Source organism: Phenylobacterium sp. (assembly GCF_036402295.1).
GTDB lineage: Bacteria > Pseudomonadota > Alphaproteobacteria > Caulobacterales > Caulobacteraceae > Phenylobacterium.
In genome coordinates this window covers 1-15,907 of sequence record NZ_DASWTE010000285.1, presented here as the reverse complement: position 1 = coordinate 15,907, position 15,907 = coordinate 1, and the positions used below count along the sequence as shown (strand labels likewise).

Here is a 15,907-nt window from a genome sequence, read left to right as displayed (position 1 = left end):
CCCACCTCGCCGGGCCGCACCGGATGACCGGTCGCGGCTTCCAGCAGGGCCTCCATCAGGGCGGTCTTGCCGGAGCTCGTGGGGCCGACGAGCGCAAGCGCCCGAACCGACCCCGTTTCTCGGATTGCCATGGATACGTTCTCCCATCACCGATGGCGCCGAGGGCGCCCCGTCATGCGGGAGATCGAAGCGCCCGTGCGCGCGGTTATGGACGGTCGACGACCGGTACTGGGCCGGTCGAGGCCGCCCTGTGACAGAAACACTACGCCCGGAATTTGGGCCGGCGAACCTCACGAAGCCGTGAGCCCGCGATCGTCGCCTCGTCCAGGGGCGCCTCGGAGGCGCGGCCGTAGAGCCAGCCCTGGGCGTAGTCGACGCCAGCGCGGCGGACGGCGTCCTCGGCCTCGGGCGTCTCCACCATTTCGGCCAGGGTGCGGACCTTCAGCTCGCCGCACATGTTGACGAGGTGACGCACGAAGGTGGCCTCTCGGCCGCCATGCTGCAGGTCGCGGATGTAGCGGCCGTCGATCTTCACGAGGTCGAGGGTGAGCTGCTGCAGATAGGCCAGCGAGGCGGCGCCGGCCCCGAAGTCATCCAGGCACACTTCGCACCCGGCGGCGCGCAGGGCCTGCACGTGCCGGTCGGCCACGGCCAGGTCCTCGATGGCGGCGCTCTCGGTGAGCTCGAACATCAGCCGGCCCTGGGCCCAGGGCCGCTCGCGCAACAGGCCGAGGGCGCGGGAGACGTAGGCGTCGCTCATGATGCTGCGGCCCGACACATTGACCGCGAGGACGAGACCCGGCTCGCGCTCCAGCACCGCGAGCGTCTCCTCCAGCACCGCGCCGTCCAGCGCCTCGATCAGGTCCATCTCCTCGGCCAGGCGGATGGCCGGGAAGGGGCTGCCGTCGGAGCCGAAGCGGACCAGCACCTCGTGGTGGTGCAGCCGGCTGTCGGCGAGTGCGACCACCGGCTGGAAGGCGAGGCTGAAGCGACGGCGCCGGATCGCGGCGCCGAGGGCGCCGGTCTTGCCGAGCGCCGCGCGCATGGCCCGCGCCAGCGCCTCGGCGAGGTCAACCGGGAGCGGCCGCGAGAGGCCGTCCCGGACCACCTGGTTCAGCGCGAACCGCAAGGCCTGGGCCGCCTGCCGGGGCCGCACGGCGCCCGTCAGCGGCAGCGCCGCGGCCTGGGGCGTGATCCCCGGAACGCCGAGATCGGCCAGCACGCGGCCCAGCCGGTCGGCCATGTCGCCGGTGGCCTCGTCACGGCCGCGGACGAGGGCGTAGCGTCCGGGGCCCACCGCCGTCGGCGCCTCGCCGAGGTAGGCCTGGGCGCGCAGGGCGCCGGCGACCAGGGCCTCGAGCTGTCTCGCGTCCCGGGCCTGCGGGTCGGAGAGGCCCTCAAGCTGCACAAAGGCGAGCTCCAGCTCCTGTGAGGCGCCGGCCAGCAGCTCGCAGGCGCGCGCCTCGAAGGCCTCGCGGTCGTGCAGCCCGACGCCGCGGGGGGCGTTGGCGCGGCTCAGCGCGCACGAGATCGCCCCCTGGTTCTGCGGCAGGCGGATCGCGGTCAGCGTCGCGAAACGGTTCTGACCGCCTTCGACGCCCACAACGACGGGCCCCACGCGGGCGCCGTCGCCCAGGCCAGCCAACAGGGCGTCGACCATCGGGTGGTCGGCGGGGTCGATCAGGCTGCGCCAGGAGCGGTTGGTGAGCGCGGTGTCGGCGACGCCCAGCACCGCCTCGCCCGCGCCCAGCGCAAAGCCGATGCGCCCGTCGAGGCGGACCTCGAGCAGGAGGTCGGCGGCGGCGAAACCGAAGCCCAGGAAACGGTGGGGGTTGGACAAGCGGGGGCGATCCTTCGCCCGCTTCTATCCGCGGCAGCCTTAAGACGACGTATGCGCCGAGGCCCACTAGACGCCGGCGGTCCACGCGCGCTAGCCAGCCCACATGCCGCCCGAGCGCCCCACCGCCCGCGTGCTCCTGCTGGACCGCGCCGACCGCATCCTGCTGCTCAAGGGCCGCCTGCCAGGCCATCCGGAGCGGTCGGGCGCGTGGTTCACCGTGGGCGGCGGGGTGGAGGCGGGCGAGACCTTCGTCCAGGCGGCCGCGCGCGAGATCCGCGAGGAGACCGGCATCGCCGACGCAGTGCTGGGACCGGTGGTCTGGGTGCGCGAGGGCGTCCTCAGGATCCCCGAGCCGATGCTGTTCAAGGAGTGCTACATCGTCGCCCGTTGCGGGGGCGCCGAGCCGACGCGCGAGGGCTGGAACGCGCTCGAGCGCGACCTGATCGACGACATCCGCTGGTGGACGCTGGCCGAGCTCACCATGACGACCGAGGGGGTCTTCCCACCGGGGCTGGCGCGGCGGCTGCCGCCGATCCTGGCGGGGCAGTTCCCGGCCGAGCCGGAGCTCATTCCCTGGGACTGAGCGTCACGCTAGCGTCGCACCTTCAACGCTAGGAAGCCTCATGATCGCAGCCCTCATCGCCGCCGCAGCCGTCTCCGCCGCCTGCAACCTGGAGAAGCCGTCGGGCCAGCCGGGCTGCACGCGGGCCGCCGTCGACGCCCTGCCGATGAACGCGATCCAGGCGATCGGCACGCACAACAGCTACAAGATGGCGATCGCGCCCAATGAGATGGCGATGATCCGAGCCGCCAACGCCCGCGAGGCCGACGGCATCGACTACAGCCACCCGCCGCTGACCCAGCAGCTGGACGCCGGAGCCCGGCAGCTGGAGATCGACATCGTCTACGACCCGGACACCGGCCTCTACGCCGGGCCGACGGGCTTCAAGATGGCCGGCGCCAATGCGGTTCCGTACGATTTCGCGCCCTACCGCCAGCCGGGCCTCAAGGTCGTGCACGAGCCCTCGGTGGACTATCGCGTCACCTGCCCGCTGTTCACCCAGTGCCTGAAGGAGGTCCGCGCCTGGTCGCAGAAGCATCGCGACCACGTGCCCCTGCTGATCCTCCTGAACCTCAAGGAGGGTGGGATCTCGATGCCCGGCGCGATCAAGGCCCCGGTGTTCGACGCCAAGGCCATGGACCTGATCGACGCCGAAATCCGCTCGGTGTTCCCCGAGGCCAGCCTGATCACGCCCGACCAGGTGCAGGGCAAGCACGCCACGCTGCGCGAGGCCGCGGGCGCCGGCGCCTGGCCCAGGCTCAGGGATGCGCGCGGCAAGGTGATGATCGCCCTGGACTGTCCGCCGGCCCAGGTCGCGCGCTATCGCGGCGAGCGCAAGGTGCTGGAGGGCCGCGCGGCGTTCGTGAACATCGAGGAGGGGTCGCCGGCCGCAGCCTACATCACGCTCAACGAGCCCAAGGAGCAGGCGGCGCGGATCGCCGCGGCGGTGAAGGCCGGCCTGATCGTGCGTACCCGCGCCGACGCCGACACCCGGGAGGCGCGCACCAACGACACGAGCCGCCAGACCGCGGCCTTCGCGTCCGGAGCGCAGTACATCTCCACCGACTACATGACGCCGGACACGCGGTTCGGGCCCTATGTGGCCAAGCTGCCGGGCGGGGGCGCGGCGCGGCTCTCGCCGGTGCAGCCGGGCAGCTAGCGATCCTCCGCGAGCAGGGTTCTCGGCGCATCCTTGCTCGCGGTCTGTGCGCCGGCGGGCGCCGCGGCCGTGGCGGCCGAAGGCGTCTGCTCGGTCACCGTCAGGCTGGGCGTCTTGTCCTTCTTGCCGAACAGGCCTTGCGCGAGGCGCTTGAAGAGGAAGCCGCCGGCGAACTTGCCGACCGGACCTGCGACCGCCGCGCCGGCTGCGCCGCCCGCGACGCCGACGGCGGTGGTTCCGACCACCGTCCCGACGCCCCCGCCCTTGTCCTCCTTCGCGACGATCACCGGCGCGACCTTCTCGGGCGGCGCCAGTTCGGGGGCAGGCGGGGCGGCTTCGGCGGCGGGTGGCGGTGGCGCGATGACCGGCGTCGGGGCCGGCTCGGTCGGCGCCACCGTGGGCAGGGGCGCGAGAACCGGGGGCGGCGACAGCTGCGCCGGCGTGTCCTGCGCCATGGCGGCGCCGGGCGCTGCGATCGCGCCGCAGAGGACGAGGCTCAACAGGGGACGCATGATCGACGCTCCACGAGGGCATACCTCGACACGAGCGCTAGCAACGCCTCTGCGGCGTTGCGGTTCAGCGGGGCTGAACGGGGGGCCGTCGAAACAGCCCCCCAGAAGTCTTAGCCGGTGACCTTCAGGTTGGTCGCGGAGGTCTTGCCGCTGCGACGGTCCTGCTCGAGGTCGAAGTTGACCCGCTGGCCCTCGTTGAGGCCCGACAGGCCGGCCTGCTCGACCGCCGAAATGTGCACGAAGATGTCCTGGCCGCCGCCCTCGGGCTTGATGAAGCCGAAGCCCTTGGTGGGGTTGAACCACTTCACTTCGCCGGTGCCGGAGCCCATCACCGCGCCGCGCTGGCGATCGCCGCCGCCGAAGCCGCCGCCGCCACCGCCACCGAAGCCGCGGTCACGACCGCCGCCACCGTAACCGCCGCCGCCGCCGTAGCCGCCGCGATCACCGCGGTCGAAGCCGCCGCCGCCCGATCGGCGCGGGGCCGATGACGGTACACCGTGTTCGGTGACGACGATGCTCGTCGCCGCCAGCTTGCCGGAACGTCGATCCTGTTCGAGCTCGTACTCGACCTTGTCGCCTTCGTTCAGGCTATCCATGCCTGCTTGGTTCAGGGCTGAGATGTGGACGAAGACGTCAGAGCCTCCGTCGTCCGGTTGGATGAAACCAAAACCTTTAGCCGTATTGAACCACTTAACCGTGCCGCTCGCCATTCGTCGCAACCTAACCGAGATAGAAGTCCCACGCCGCCCACAGAGCGGCGCCCGGCTAATCGCGCTGACGAGCCGTGCGAAAGTTGTAGCCGCGGATTTTCCGTTAGACCAGCGGTCGTGACACACGTCGGTATTCAGAATATGGGAGCGGCCCTTTCGCCCCAGGATCGCAGGCAAGGCTGAGCTTTGAAGAACATCTGCGTTTTCTGTGGGTCATCCCCCGGGACCGACCCCAGGTTCATGGAAGAAGCGGTTCGCTGCGGGACCTTGATCGCGCAGGCGGGGCTGACGCTGGTGTATGGCGGCGGCAAGGTCGGGCTGATGGGCGCGGTGGCCGATGCGGCCTTGGCGGCGGGCGGCCGCGTGCTGGGCGTGATGCCCGAGGACCTGGTCAACGCCGAGATCGCGCACCGCGGCCTCACCGAGCTGCACGTCGTCCAGTCGATGCACGAGCGCAAGCTGCGCATGGCCGACCTGTCGGATGCGTTCCTCTGCCTGCCGGGCGGTCCCGGCACCTTCGAGGAGATCTTCGAGCAGTGGACCTGGGCGCTCCTGGGCATCCACGCCAAGCCGTGCGGCTTCGTGAACGTCAGCGGCTACTACGACCTGACGCGCGAGACGATCCAGAAGATGGCCGACAACGGCTTCATCGGGCAGCCGTACGTCGACATGCTGATCTACGCCGACGGCACGGCCGAGGCGCTGGACGCCTTCCGCGGCTACGTCGCCCCGCCGCCGAAGTGGAGCACCGCGAACCCGCGACCTTAGACCTCCAGCCGGTACACTCGCTTCGCCGTGCCGGAGAACAGGGCTGCCTTCTCGTCGGCCGAGGCGCCGGCGGCCAGCCGCTTGAAGGCGTTCCACAGCACCGCGTAGGTGCAGCTGCCCATGTCGACGGGGAAGTTCGACTCGAACATGCAGCGCTCGGCGCTAAAGGCCTCGATGCAGGTCTCGATGTACGGGCCCCATTCCTTCGCCAGCTGTTCGGACGGGACCCGCGGCTCGGCCAGGAACGAGGGGAAGTTGCAGAACGCCATGGCGAGGCCGCCCAGCTTCACCACCACGTTCTGGCATTTCGCCAGCTCGCGGATGTTGTCGCGCCAGATCGGGAAGCGCTCTTCCAGCCGGCCGGTGTAGCTGCCGCGGCCGATCGGTGTGCCCACGTGGTCCAGCACGATCGTGGTGTCGGGGAAGGCGCGGGCCAGGTCGGTCAGGTCGGGGAGCTGCGGCTCCAGCATCCAGGCGTCGAAGCTGAGGCCCATAGGCGCCAGGTGCTTGAACCCGGCGCGGAAATCGTCGCGCAGGTAGTGGCCCGCCTGGATGCGGTTGAGCGGCCCCAGCACCTCGGTGTCGGCGTCCCAGGACGCGCTGTTGCGGATGCCGCGGAACCGGCCGCCGCCGACGCGCACATGCGCCTCCAGCACCGGCTTCACCGCATCGCCCAGGGTCAGGTCCGCATTGCCAACGATGCCGGCGCAGGCGCGGGTCGCGCCATAGAGGCCGCTCGCGCTCATGGCCGCAACGCCGTTCACGAACTCGGTCTCGCCGACGCAGCGCATCTCCACCGGCCCGTCGGCCTTGTAGAAGGCGCGGCACTCCAGGAAGACCGTCGCGACCACGTTGTGGCCCGAGCCGGTGTCGGCCAGCAGTTCGTCCAGCAGATAGCGCTGCGCCGGCTTGATGGCCGTGGTGAACGGGTGCTCGGGGCCGGTGGCCGGCGGCAGCATGCGCCGGTCCCACAGATGGTGGTGCGGATCGACGATCGGCAGCTCCGGCTCGAGGATGGCTTCCGGCATGAGGTCCTCCCGCTCTGGTCGTTGCGGGGCACGCTAGAGGCCGTCCGTGACGGGCTCAACCGCCGAACGACTTGCGGACGCGCAGGAAGTAGTTGCGGCCGAAGTAGGTCTCCCGCTCGGTCAGGGTCGGCGCGAGGCCGCCGTTGCGGGGGCCGGGATGGGTGAGCGTCACGCGCCGGAAGCCGCGGTTCGTGAGGTTGCCCACCTCGGCGCGGACGCTGATGTCGGGCCTGGGCCGCCACTCGCCGAACACCATCACGAACGGGTCCAGCTTCTGCTCGTCCACGGCGTTGAAGCGATAGTAGTAGACCTGCCAGCCGCCGTAGCCGCTGACGCCCCAGGTCAGGTTCCAGGCCGGCAGGTCCTGGGTGAAGTGAGCCTCCCACTCCATGTGGCGCAGGTTGGAAATCTGGCGGCGTTCGCCGGTGGTCGGGTCGTCCACGCGCGACCACCGCTTCACCACGTAGCCCTTGAGCTGGGCCCCCTTCAGGCCGGTCTTGTCGAGGGGAAGCGTCAGGTCCATCCGCAGGATGTCCTTGCGCCCGTCGCCAATGTTGGTGGGCCGGTCGAAGACGCCGCCGGACGTAAACACCGGCCCGCGGTCGACCACGCCTGATACGAAGAAGCGGCGCGCGGTCAGGATCACCGATCCACGGCCCCAGAAACGGCGCTCGAAGGCGGCCTCGACCACCCACGCACGCTCGGGCTCGAGGTCGACGTTGCCAGCGGTGACGCCGGTGTCCGTATTGAGGCTGGCCTGGGCCACGAAGTCGTTGAAGTTGAGCTGGCCCACCTCGCGCTCGACCCGCACACGGAGCTGATTGGCCTCGTCGGGCGACCAGGTGCCGACCAGACGCGGCTTCAGGTAGCTGAGCGTCTTCTCCAGTCGCACGTCGCCGTCGGACGTCACCGTCGAACGCTCGTAGCGGATCGAGCCGTCCAGGCTGAGGCGCGGCGAGACCCGCCAGCTCGCCTTGCCGAACAGCTCGCCGCGATCCTCCTCCACGACGACGTCGGCGCCGGGCAGCGACACGTCGGTCCCGTCCACGGCGAACGCGGTCTGGCTGTCCAGACGGTTGTGGGCGGCCTCGCCGCCGGCTTCCAGCGAGAGCGCCGGGTTCCAGCTGAACTTCACCACGGCGCGGCCGATGATCTCCTGCGTTTCGCGGTCGAGGCGGAAGCGCTGCTCGCCGTCGCGCGAGGTCTGGCCGGAAGTGAGCGTGCTCTCGTCGCTCTGCGCCAGGGCCACCAGCTCGAGGGTCGCGCGGCTCGACAGGGGCCGGGTGAAACGGGCTCCCGCCTCCCGCTCGTCGTCGAGGTAGGTCTGGTCTGTGCTGCGGACGGCGCCGGTCGCCACGTCGCGCGAGTCCTCCTCGAACTTGAGGTGGTTGCCGTAGTAGCGCCCGTTGAGCCGCAGGGTCCCGCCGGCCAGCGAAACCTCGTAGGCCCCCGTTGCCTGCTCGATCCACCCGTCGTCCTCGGACTCGATGGTGAAGCGGCTGACCCCGGACGGGGCGAGCGTCACGCCCGTGGCCGGACCGACAAGGCCGCTGAAGCCGCGCCCCCAGAGACCTGAGACCTCCCACTTGCGTCCATCGCTTCCGCCTGACGCCTGGCCGTTCAGCCCCCCGAAGCTGCGGCCGTCCTCCGCGTGCTGGGCCTCCGCCTGAACGTGGCCGCGGACCGCGGCGTCCTTCTTCAGCACCACGTTGGCGACGACCGCGCGGCCTTGCATGTCGATGCCCGGCCCGCCGCCGCGGATCACCTCGATGCGGGCGACCTTGCTCGCGGAGATGCGACCCAGGATGTCGTACAGGCCATCGGTCTTGCTGGCCGGGCGCTGGCCGTCGATCAGGACGTTGCCCGCCGTGCCTTCGAAGCCGCGGGCCCCTGAGCCGGACTCCAGCAGGAAGCCGGGCAGCCGCTCGATCATGTCGCGCGCGGTATCGGGCTGCCGCGCAGCGAAGAACGCCGGCGGATAGGCGATCACGCCCTCCGCCGGCGCCGCGGCGGCGATCGCCTGTGCGAGGATCAGGCCGATCATTCGCCGCTCCAGGTTCCGGCGAGCGCGTTCACCCCGCGGCGCTCGCCCGGTCGGGCCTGGTCCCCGATGATCCAGCCGGCGGGGCAGGGACCCACGCGCCGGAAGCGCCGCACCTGCCGCGCTGTCGTCCCGCTGCCGTCCAGGACGGTGAGCGCGAAGGCGGCCGTGTAGTCCTGCCGCAGGTCGCCGGTCCGGGTGAGGGTCAGGCCGTAGCGGCGGCCATCGATCTCGCAGCGCACGGCGTAGAGGTGCGGCCGGTCGACGGCGTCCCGGTGGGGCAGGCAGGGCCGGCCCCAGACCTCGGCGTCGGCGCGGGCGAAGCCGTCGCGCATCGGCTGGTTCGTGCAGACCAGGGTGGTCCCGTTCACCCGGCCCTCGGCGTCGAAGCTCTCCACGCGCCAGAGTTCGGGCGGGTCCAGGGCGGTCTGCTTGGCCTCGATCCGGGACTGCGCGGCGGGCGCGCCGCAGGCGGCCAGCGCCAGCAGGAGGCAGGGGGCGAGAAGGCGCACAGACGCAAGCCGTCGCGCCCGGAATTGCGGGTTGGTCACGGAAGTCTCCGAAGGTGTGAAGGCCGCTTAGGGCTCTTTGCGCGACGGTGCGTCGATCAGCACCACCGAGACGGTGGGACGCCCGTGCTGCTCCAGCCACACGATCACCGGCGGCGGATGCTTCTCGCCGGGCGGCTGGGCGTTCCACGCCATCAGCGCGGCGGTGACGATGCCGAAGCCCAGCAGGATCGATCCGGTCAGGCCGTCAAAGGGCGCGCTCGCCCGCAGGGCCGCGACCCGCACCTCCAGCGGGTGCGGTCCCCGCGGCAGCCAGTGACACCCGAACGGCAGGGCCTGGGCGGCGAGCTGGGTCTTGAGCAGTGTGCGGGCGTAGAGGGCGCGGTCGTGCGGCCGGTGGCGTAGCACGCCCGCGTCGCAGGCCAGCTCCTGGTCCAGCCGCATGACATGGACGGCCAGGTGGACCAGCGGGTTGAACCAGCACAGCGCCTGGAAGGCCGTCGCCAGCGCGCCGGCGCGCGGGTCGGCGCGGGCGATGTGCTGGCGCTCGTGGGCGCGGATCAGGTCGCGCTCCTCGGCCGTGTAGCCGCCGTCGTCGGCCGGCATGACGATCCGCGGATTGACGACGCCCACCACCGACGGGCCGGCGCGGCCGAGGCGGGCGGCGGCCAGGAACCGCAGCTGGGCGCGGGTGAAGAGCGCGACGAGCAGCGCCAGGCCCGCAACCCAGGCCAGCAACGCCAGGCCGGAGTGGTCTCCGGCCAGGGCGAACGGGTCGGCGCCGGGATCGTCCAGGGTCACCGGCGGCGGCATGAGGGTGGCCACGAAGGCGATCGGGGGAATGGCCCAGAGGCGGTAGGCCAGCTCAGGGCCGAACGCGCGCCGCATGGGAATCCGCAGCGCCAGCACCGCCAGGATCGCCAGGCCGCCTACCAGGTTCGCCCGGATGATCGCCGCCAGGATGTCACTCGTCATCGGCGTCCCACTCCGCGATGCAGCTGCGTCTTACATGCGTAGCCTAAGCAGAAGTTACGCCTGTAAAATGCCCTGTCAAGCGACGTCTCACGGTCACAATGCGCGACCTCGGTGACGGCGGATTTATGGCGAAGCTCGCCCCAAATGGGGCGCTGCTCAGGGGCGGATGGATTCGACCGTCGCGGACACGACGGCCGTGCCGTCCGAGCGGACGGCGACGCCCTTGCGGCGCTTGAGCAGGCCGATGCGCACCTCGAGCGGATGCAGCCCGCGCGCCGGCCAGTAGCAGCCGAACGGCAGGGGCGTGGCGGCGAGCTGGGTCTTCAGCAGAGTCTCGCCGTAGAGCGTGCGCGCGTCGGGCCGGCCGCGGATCACCGCGGCGTCGCAGGCCAACTCCTGGTCCAGCCGCAGCAGAAAGGCGGCCAGGTGGACCAGCGGGTTGAACCAGCACAACGCCTGCAGCAGCGCCGCCAGGGCCGCGGCGCGCGGGTCCTTGCGGGCCACGTGCTCGCGCTCGTGTGCGCGGATCAGCTCGCGTTCCTCGGCCGTGTAGCCGGCGTTCTCGGCGGGCAGCAGGATACGCGGATAGATCAGACCGACGACCGCGGGGCCGGCGATCCCGGCGCGCACATCGGCCATGAATCGCGCTTGGGCCAGGGTGAAGGCGGCGCCTACGCCCAAGGCGCCGAGCGCCCAGACGGTCGCCAGCACAGTCAACGGCAGGCCGAGAGGCGGAGCGGTGATCGGGGCGTTGGCGTGCTGGATCAGCACCAGCACCGGCGACAGGAACCCCGCCAGCGGCGGCAGGAGCCACAGGTTGTACGCGGCGCTGGGGCCGGCCAGCCGGCGGGCCGGGAGGCGGGCGAGGGCAACGACCGCCACCGCCGCGGCGCCCACGACGTTGGCGAGGAGAAAGGCGCTGGCGATCACGGCGCCCGGATCCGGGCCGAGGACCGCCTGCAGCGAGCTACTCGCCATCGCCGTCCAGCTCCGCGATCAGCTTCTTCAGCCGCGTCACCTCGGCGGGCGACAGCGCACGGTGCTGGGCATAGTGCGCGACCAGCGGGGCGAGCTGGCCGCCGAACAGGCGGTCGAGCAGGCCCTGGCTCTCGCCGGTGACGTATTCTTCGCGCGTGACCAGCGCCTGGTAGAGGGCGCGGCCGCCGGACCGTTCGGACTTCAGCGCCTTCTTCTTCAGGAGGCGGTTGATCAGCGTCTTGACCGTCGCCTCGCCCCATTCCTGGGCGGGGCCGACCGACTGCACCAGCTCCTCGGCGGTGAGCGGGCCCTTGGTCCAGAGGGCTTCCATGATGTGGCTTTCGGCGCCGGAAATTTTCGACATGTGTGGGTTCTTCAGCATCTTACGCGCGTAGCAAGTCGCTGACGTTACGCGTGTAAATTGGACTGTCAAGCCAGTCGGGGAACTTCCATAGTCGCCTGAGTCCAGGGGGCGAATTGATGGCGGAAGCGGCAGCGGCCGGGGCGGACGTCCCATCCCATCACGGCAAGGTGGGGGTCCTGGGAGCCGCGGCCCTGGTGGCGGGCTCGATGGTGGGCTCGGGCGTCTACCTGCTGCCGGCGACGTTCGGGGCGGTGGGATCGATCTCGATCCTGGGCTGGGGCGCGGCCATGATGGCGGCGCTCGCCATCGCCGGCATGTTCGCCTGGCTCAGCAAGGCCGCGCCGGAGGCGACCGGCCTGGGCGGCTATGTCCAGGCGGGGCTCGGCCGGTTCTTCGGCGTGCAGACCGCCGTGGCGTTCTGGACCCTCTGCTGGATCGGAAACGTCGCCGTGGCGCTGGCCGTGGTCGGGGCGGGGGCCTTCCTCGTCCCCGGCCTGAACGAGCCGGGCCCGCGGCTCGCCACGACGCTGGCGGCGGTATGGTTTGCGGTGGGCGTGAGCTGGGTGGGGCCGCGCGCCGTCGCTCGGCTGGAAGGCTTCACCCTGGGCATCGGCTTGCTGCCGGTGGTGCTGGTGGCGATCGTGGGTTGGTTCTGGTTCCAGCCCGAGGTGTTCCTGGCGTCCTGGAATCCGCAGGGGCTGGCCGTCGGTGAGGCCGTGGGCCGCTCGGCGCTGACCGCCTTCTGGGCCTTCCTGGGCCTCGAGTGCGCGGCGGCGGCGGCCGGCGTGGTCCGCGACCCGTCGCGCAACGTGCCGCGCGCCACCCTGATCGGCGTGGTCGGCGTGGCCGCGCTCTATATCGCGGCCACCTCCGTGGTCATGGGCATCATCCCGGGCGCCCGGCTGGCGGGATCCACCGCGCCCTTCGCCGACGCCGCCCAGGCGACCCTTGGCCTGGCGCTCGGGGCCGCGATCGCGGTCTGCGCGCTGCTGCGCGCCGCGGGCTGCCTGACGGGCTGGACCCTGGTCACCGCCGAGACCACCCGCAGCGCCGCCGACGTCGGCGTCTTCCCGGCGTTCTTCCGCACCCGGCCGGGCGAGCGGGCGTCGCCGGTCAACCTGCTCACCGCCGGCGTGCTGATGACCCTGGTGGCCGTGCTGACCGCCACGCCCACCCTGGGCGAGCAGTTCGGCACGCTCGCCAACATGGCCGTCCTGCTCGCGCTCTACTGTTACATCCTGGCCGGCGCGTCGCTGACCCGACTGGCGCGCGGGTTCGAGAACGGGCGGCGCGTCGCGGCCATGGCGACGGCGGGCCTGGCCATCGCCTGTGCGCTGGCGCTGATCGCCCAGGCCAAGCCGCTGGAGCTGGGTCTGGCGGTCGTCCCGCTCGCCGGGGCAGGCTTGCTGTATCTTTGGCTCCGGCGGCGCTAAAAGGCCCGCCCATTCACGGCGGAGGCCAGGGATGCTGCCGGTCGAACTCTATCGTGGCGACGAGGCCTTGCGGAACGACCGCGAGAAGGTGCTGCGCCGCGCGTGGCAGTTCGTGGGCCATGTGAGCCAGATGCCGGCCGTCGGCGACTACCTTGCCGACGTGGTTGGCGGTGCGCCCGTGGTCGTGGTGCGCAAGGCCGACGGCGAGCTGGCCGCCTTCCACAACGTCTGCCGCCATCGCGCCGGCGCCCTGGTCGCGGACGGTGTGGGCAACTGCGGCGAGGTCTTCACCTGTCGCTACCACGGCTGGAAGTACGCGCTGGACGGGCGGCTGCGCAGCGCCGTCGACTTCGGCGCCCTGCCGGGCTTCGACCCGCGGCAGTACGGCCTGTTCCCAATCCGCGTGGAGAGCTGGCGCGGCCTGGTGTTCGTGAACGCCGACCTCAACGCCGCGCCGCTGGCCGAGCTGATGGCGCCGCTGGGCGGCCGCTGGGCCGAGGGCCAGGCCGAGTTCCCGCTGGTGGAGACCCGCCAGCACTCCATCCGCTGCAACTGGAAGGCCTACGTCGAGAACTACCTCGAGGGCTACCACATCAGGATGGTGCACCCGGAATTCGACGGCGACGTGGTGGTGGCCGAGTATCGCACCGAGATCGAAGGTGAGGTGATCTTCGCCCACGCGCCGATGCGCGACGCGTCTGTCTACGGCGGCCTCTGGGCCTGGCTCTGGCCGAACCTGGCTGTGAACGTCTACCGCCACGGCTACATGATCGAGCGGATGACGGCGATCGGCCCCGCCGAGACGCGGCTGGACTACTTCTACTTCTTCGACCCCGCGTACACCGACGAACTCGCGCCGATGTTCGAGCTCTCCGACCTGGTCACCGCCCAGGACCTGCAGGTCTGCGAGGAAGTGCAGCGCAACCTCGAGGCCGGCGTCTATAGCGGCGGGGTGCTGTCGCCGAAGCACGAGCAGGGCGTGGCCTGGTTCCAGGACCGCATCGCCGCCGGCCTGGGCCTGCCGCAGCCGCCGAGGCTGGCGGCCGTCGGCTGAGCGACTGAGGGAACACCTGCGCTGATCGCGTGCTATGCTGCAGTCAGACAACGGAGCCCGCAGATGAAGCTCTCCGACGAGGACCGCGACCGCCTGGCCCTGCACACGGCCTTCGCCGTGCACCAGATCGCCCGCTGGATCGCCACCCGCGACGACGTGCCGAAGGACATCCGCGACCGCCTGCGCGGCCACATCAGCGCCCTGGAGGGCGTGATGGTCACCAGCGGCCACGACTGGATCCGCGACGAGATGGAAGCCACCGAAGCGGCGCTCAACGCCTGAGGCCGCTACTCCGCCGCCAGCGCGGCCGCCGGCTTGCGTGAGCGGTGGTAGGGGCGGTCGCCGAGGATCGTCGCGCGGTTCATCACGCGGCGGTTCGGCAGGTAGTCGTTGACCGCATAGTGCTGAGTGATCCGGTTGTCCCAGAACGCCAGGGCGTTGTCGCTCCAGCGGAAGCGCACCTGGAACTCCGGCTTCGTCACGTGCTCGAACAGCATGCCGAGGATGGCGTCGCTCTCCTTGCGGCGCAGGCCCTTGATGCGCTCGGTGAAGCCGAAGTTGACGAAGAGGGCGTCTTCGCCGGTCTCGGGATGGGTGCGCACCACCGGATGCAGGACGGGCGGATGTTGCTCGGCGGCCTTGGTATGCTTCTCCGCGCCGGCGGCGTTGGCGACGATACCGCGCACCGGGAAACCGCGCGCGAAGTCGTGCACCGCATCCAGCCCCTCCAGAAACCCGCGGAACGCTGGCGACAGCGCCTCGTAGGCGGCCTTCATGTTGGCCCAGATCGTGTCCCCGCCGTTCGCCGGCAGGCTCTTCGCATAGAGGATCGAGCCCATCGGCGGGGTTTCAATGAAGGTCACGTCGGTGTGCCAGGCGTCGTTGTCGGTGGGGTTGCCGGCGTGGTTGTCCAGGATGAACAGTTCGGGCGCTTCGGGCACGCCGGGATAGAGCGGATGGGTGTGCAGCTCGCCGAACCGGGCGGCGAAGTCGCGGTGCTGGACGGGCGTCAGGTGCTGGTCCTCGAAGAACAGGACCTGATGGGCCAGCAAAGCCTGTCGGATCGCCCCGGCCAGGTCCGCCGAGACGCCCTGGCTGAGGTCGATCCCCTCCACGACGGCGCCGATCGTCGGCGTCAGCGGCCTCACCTGCATGACGGTCTCCCTGCGGCCCGGAAGGGAACGCCAAGACGGACGCCACGTCAAAGGGGGCTGCTTTCCGCTTGCCTGCCCGAGGTCGGCGCCGCACCGTATTTTCCAAATTCAAACAACTGTTGGGAGCGCGCCTATGTCCATCGACTTCGAGATCCCCGCCGAGGCCAAGGCCATTCGCGAGAAGGTGCGCCAGTGGGTGCACGACGAGTGCATCCCCGCGCAGGAGCGGATCAAGGACAAGGCCAGCTACAAGAAGGTCATCGACGAACTGCGGACCAAGGCCCGCGCCCAGGGCCTCTGGATGCCCTTCGTGCCCAAGGAATATGGCGGCATGGGCCTGGGCCCGCTGGCCAACGCCCTGGTGCAGATGGAGCTGGGCGAGAGCTACATCGGCGCCCTCAGCATGAATTCCCAGGGCCCGGACGACGCCACCATCCTGACGCTCATCGCCCACGGCACCGAGTATCAGAAGGAGAAGTTCCTCAAGCCGCTGCTGAACGGCGAGAAGCGCGTCTGCTACTCGATGACCGAGAAGGCCGCCGGCGCGGACGCCACCGGCATGCGCACCACCGCGGTCAAGGACGGCAACGAGAACTATGTGCTGAACGGCGAGAAGTGGTTCTCGTCAGCCGCCAGCGCCGCCGACCTGGCGCTGGTCATGGCTCGCACCGACACCGAAGGCCCGCGCCACCAGCAGTTCTCGACCTTCATCGTCGAGCTGCCGAACCCCGGCTACACGATCAAGCGCGACATCCCGACGATGGCCGCCGAGGGCCCGCTCAGCCACATCATGGGCGGCGGCCACTCCGAGATCGAGATC

General features: G+C 70.8%; 17 protein-coding genes and 1 pseudogene. 7 read left to right on the top strand and 11 right to left on the bottom strand.

Annotated features, from left to right (window positions below; translation table 11 throughout):
* Positions 1 to 262: 262 nt before the first annotated feature.
* On the bottom strand, positions 263 to 1,840 hold the full coding sequence (locus tag VGD44_RS17175; protein WP_331089322.1) for an EAL domain-containing protein: 1,578 nt from the start codon (positions 1,838 to 1,840) through the stop codon (positions 263 to 265).
* A gap of 103 nt (positions 1,841 to 1,943) precedes the next feature.
* Here VGD44_RS17175 and VGD44_RS17170 point away from each other — a divergent pair, with 103 nt between their 5' ends.
* On the top strand, positions 1,944 to 2,423 hold the full coding sequence (locus VGD44_RS17170; RefSeq protein WP_331089320.1) for an NUDIX hydrolase: 480 nt from the start codon (positions 1,944 to 1,946) through the stop codon (positions 2,421 to 2,423).
* A gap of 40 nt (positions 2,424 to 2,463) precedes the next feature.
* Positions 2,464 to 3,561 carry a phosphatidylinositol-specific phospholipase C1-like protein gene (locus tag VGD44_RS17165; protein WP_331089318.1) on the top strand — a complete coding sequence of 366 codons (1,098 nt, stop codon included), beginning with the start codon at positions 2,464 to 2,466 and terminating at the stop codon, positions 3,559 to 3,561.
* On the opposite strand, the gene VGD44_RS17160 is transcribed toward VGD44_RS17165, so the two are convergent.
* The 3 genes and pseudogenes from VGD44_RS17160 to VGD44_RS17150 all read right to left on the bottom strand — a co-directional run.
* Positions 3,558 to 4,073 carry a hypothetical protein gene (locus VGD44_RS17160; RefSeq protein ID WP_331089316.1) on the bottom strand — a complete coding sequence of 172 codons (516 nt, stop codon included), beginning with the start codon at positions 4,071 to 4,073 and terminating at the stop codon, positions 3,558 to 3,560. The genes VGD44_RS17165 and VGD44_RS17160 overlap by 4 nt on opposite strands.
* Before the next feature lie 110 nt (positions 4,074 to 4,183).
* The gene (locus VGD44_RS17155; RefSeq protein WP_331089324.1) at positions 4,184 to 4,402 is read right to left on the bottom strand and encodes a cold-shock protein; all 219 of its coding nucleotides are present in this window, start codon (positions 4,400 to 4,402) and stop codon (positions 4,184 to 4,186) included.
* 192 nt (positions 4,403 to 4,594) lie between these two features.
* A pseudogene (locus tag VGD44_RS17150) lies at positions 4,595 to 4,783 on the bottom strand (cold-shock protein); the annotation flags it as partial.
* 186 nt (positions 4,784 to 4,969) lie between these two features.
* Here VGD44_RS17150 and VGD44_RS17145 point away from each other — a divergent pair.
* On the top strand, positions 4,970 to 5,551 hold the full coding sequence (locus tag VGD44_RS17145) for a TIGR00730 family Rossman fold protein (protein WP_331089314.1): 582 nt from the start codon (positions 4,970 to 4,972) through the stop codon (positions 5,549 to 5,551).
* Here VGD44_RS17145 and VGD44_RS17140 read toward each other — a convergent pair.
* The 6 genes from VGD44_RS17140 to VGD44_RS17115 all read right to left on the bottom strand — a co-directional run bounded on the left by VGD44_RS17140 (position 5,548) and on the right by VGD44_RS17115 (position 11,446).
* A complete protein-coding gene (locus tag VGD44_RS17140; protein WP_331089312.1) occupies positions 5,548 to 6,579 on the bottom strand; it encodes an amidohydrolase family protein in 1,032 nt (343 codons plus the stop codon). The genes VGD44_RS17145 and VGD44_RS17140 overlap by 4 nt on opposite strands.
* A gap of 55 nt (positions 6,580 to 6,634) precedes the next feature.
* On the bottom strand, positions 6,635 to 8,623 hold the full coding sequence (locus tag VGD44_RS17135; protein ID WP_331089310.1) for a TonB-dependent receptor plug domain-containing protein: 1,989 nt from the start codon (positions 8,621 to 8,623) through the stop codon (positions 6,635 to 6,637).
* Positions 8,620 to 9,171 carry a hypothetical protein gene (locus VGD44_RS17130; protein ID WP_331089308.1) on the bottom strand — a complete coding sequence of 184 codons (552 nt, stop codon included), beginning with the start codon at positions 9,169 to 9,171 and terminating at the stop codon, positions 8,620 to 8,622. Before VGD44_RS17130 ends, VGD44_RS17135 begins: the two co-directional genes overlap by 4 nt.
* Before the next feature lie 27 nt (positions 9,172 to 9,198).
* Entirely contained in the window at positions 9,199 to 10,104 is a 906-nt protein-coding gene (locus VGD44_RS17125) for a M56 family metallopeptidase (protein WP_331089306.1), read from the bottom strand.
* Positions 10,105 to 10,260: 156 nt separating this feature from the next.
* Entirely contained in the window at positions 10,261 to 11,082 is an 822-nt protein-coding gene (locus VGD44_RS17120; protein ID WP_331089304.1) for a M56 family metallopeptidase, read from the bottom strand.
* Positions 11,072 to 11,446 (bottom strand): BlaI/MecI/CopY family transcriptional regulator, encoded by a 375-nt coding sequence (locus tag VGD44_RS17115; protein ID WP_331089302.1) that lies wholly within the window; start codon positions 11,444 to 11,446, stop codon positions 11,072 to 11,074. Before VGD44_RS17115 ends, VGD44_RS17120 begins: the two co-directional genes overlap by 11 nt.
* A 116-nt stretch (positions 11,447 to 11,562) precedes the next feature.
* Here VGD44_RS17115 and VGD44_RS17110 point away from each other — a divergent pair, with 116 nt between their 5' ends.
* From VGD44_RS17110 to VGD44_RS17100, 3 genes are all read left to right on the top strand, one after another.
* A complete protein-coding gene (locus VGD44_RS17110) occupies positions 11,563 to 12,879 on the top strand; it encodes an amino acid permease (protein ID WP_331089300.1) in 1,317 nt (438 codons plus the stop codon).
* Positions 12,880 to 12,910: 31 nt separating this feature from the next.
* Complete coding sequence (locus tag VGD44_RS17105; RefSeq protein ID WP_331089298.1) at positions 12,911 to 13,933, top strand: aromatic ring-hydroxylating oxygenase subunit alpha; 1,023 nt, start codon at positions 12,911 to 12,913, stop codon at positions 13,931 to 13,933.
* A 63-nt stretch (positions 13,934 to 13,996) separates the two neighbouring features.
* Entirely contained in the window at positions 13,997 to 14,215 is a 219-nt protein-coding gene (locus VGD44_RS17100; RefSeq protein ID WP_331089296.1) for a hypothetical protein, read from the top strand.
* Between the two features lie 5 nt (positions 14,216 to 14,220).
* Here VGD44_RS17100 and tauD read toward each other — a convergent pair whose 3' ends face one another.
* A complete protein-coding gene (gene tauD, locus VGD44_RS17095; protein WP_331089294.1) occupies positions 14,221 to 15,087 on the bottom strand; it encodes a taurine dioxygenase in 867 nt (288 codons plus the stop codon).
* A 133-nt stretch (positions 15,088 to 15,220) separates the two neighbouring features.
* On the opposite strand from tauD, the gene VGD44_RS17090 reads away from it, so the two are divergent.
* Positions 15,221 to 15,907, top strand: a 687-nt coding sequence (locus tag VGD44_RS17090; RefSeq protein WP_331089292.1) for an acyl-CoA dehydrogenase family protein, incomplete at its 3' end; no start/stop codon positions are given.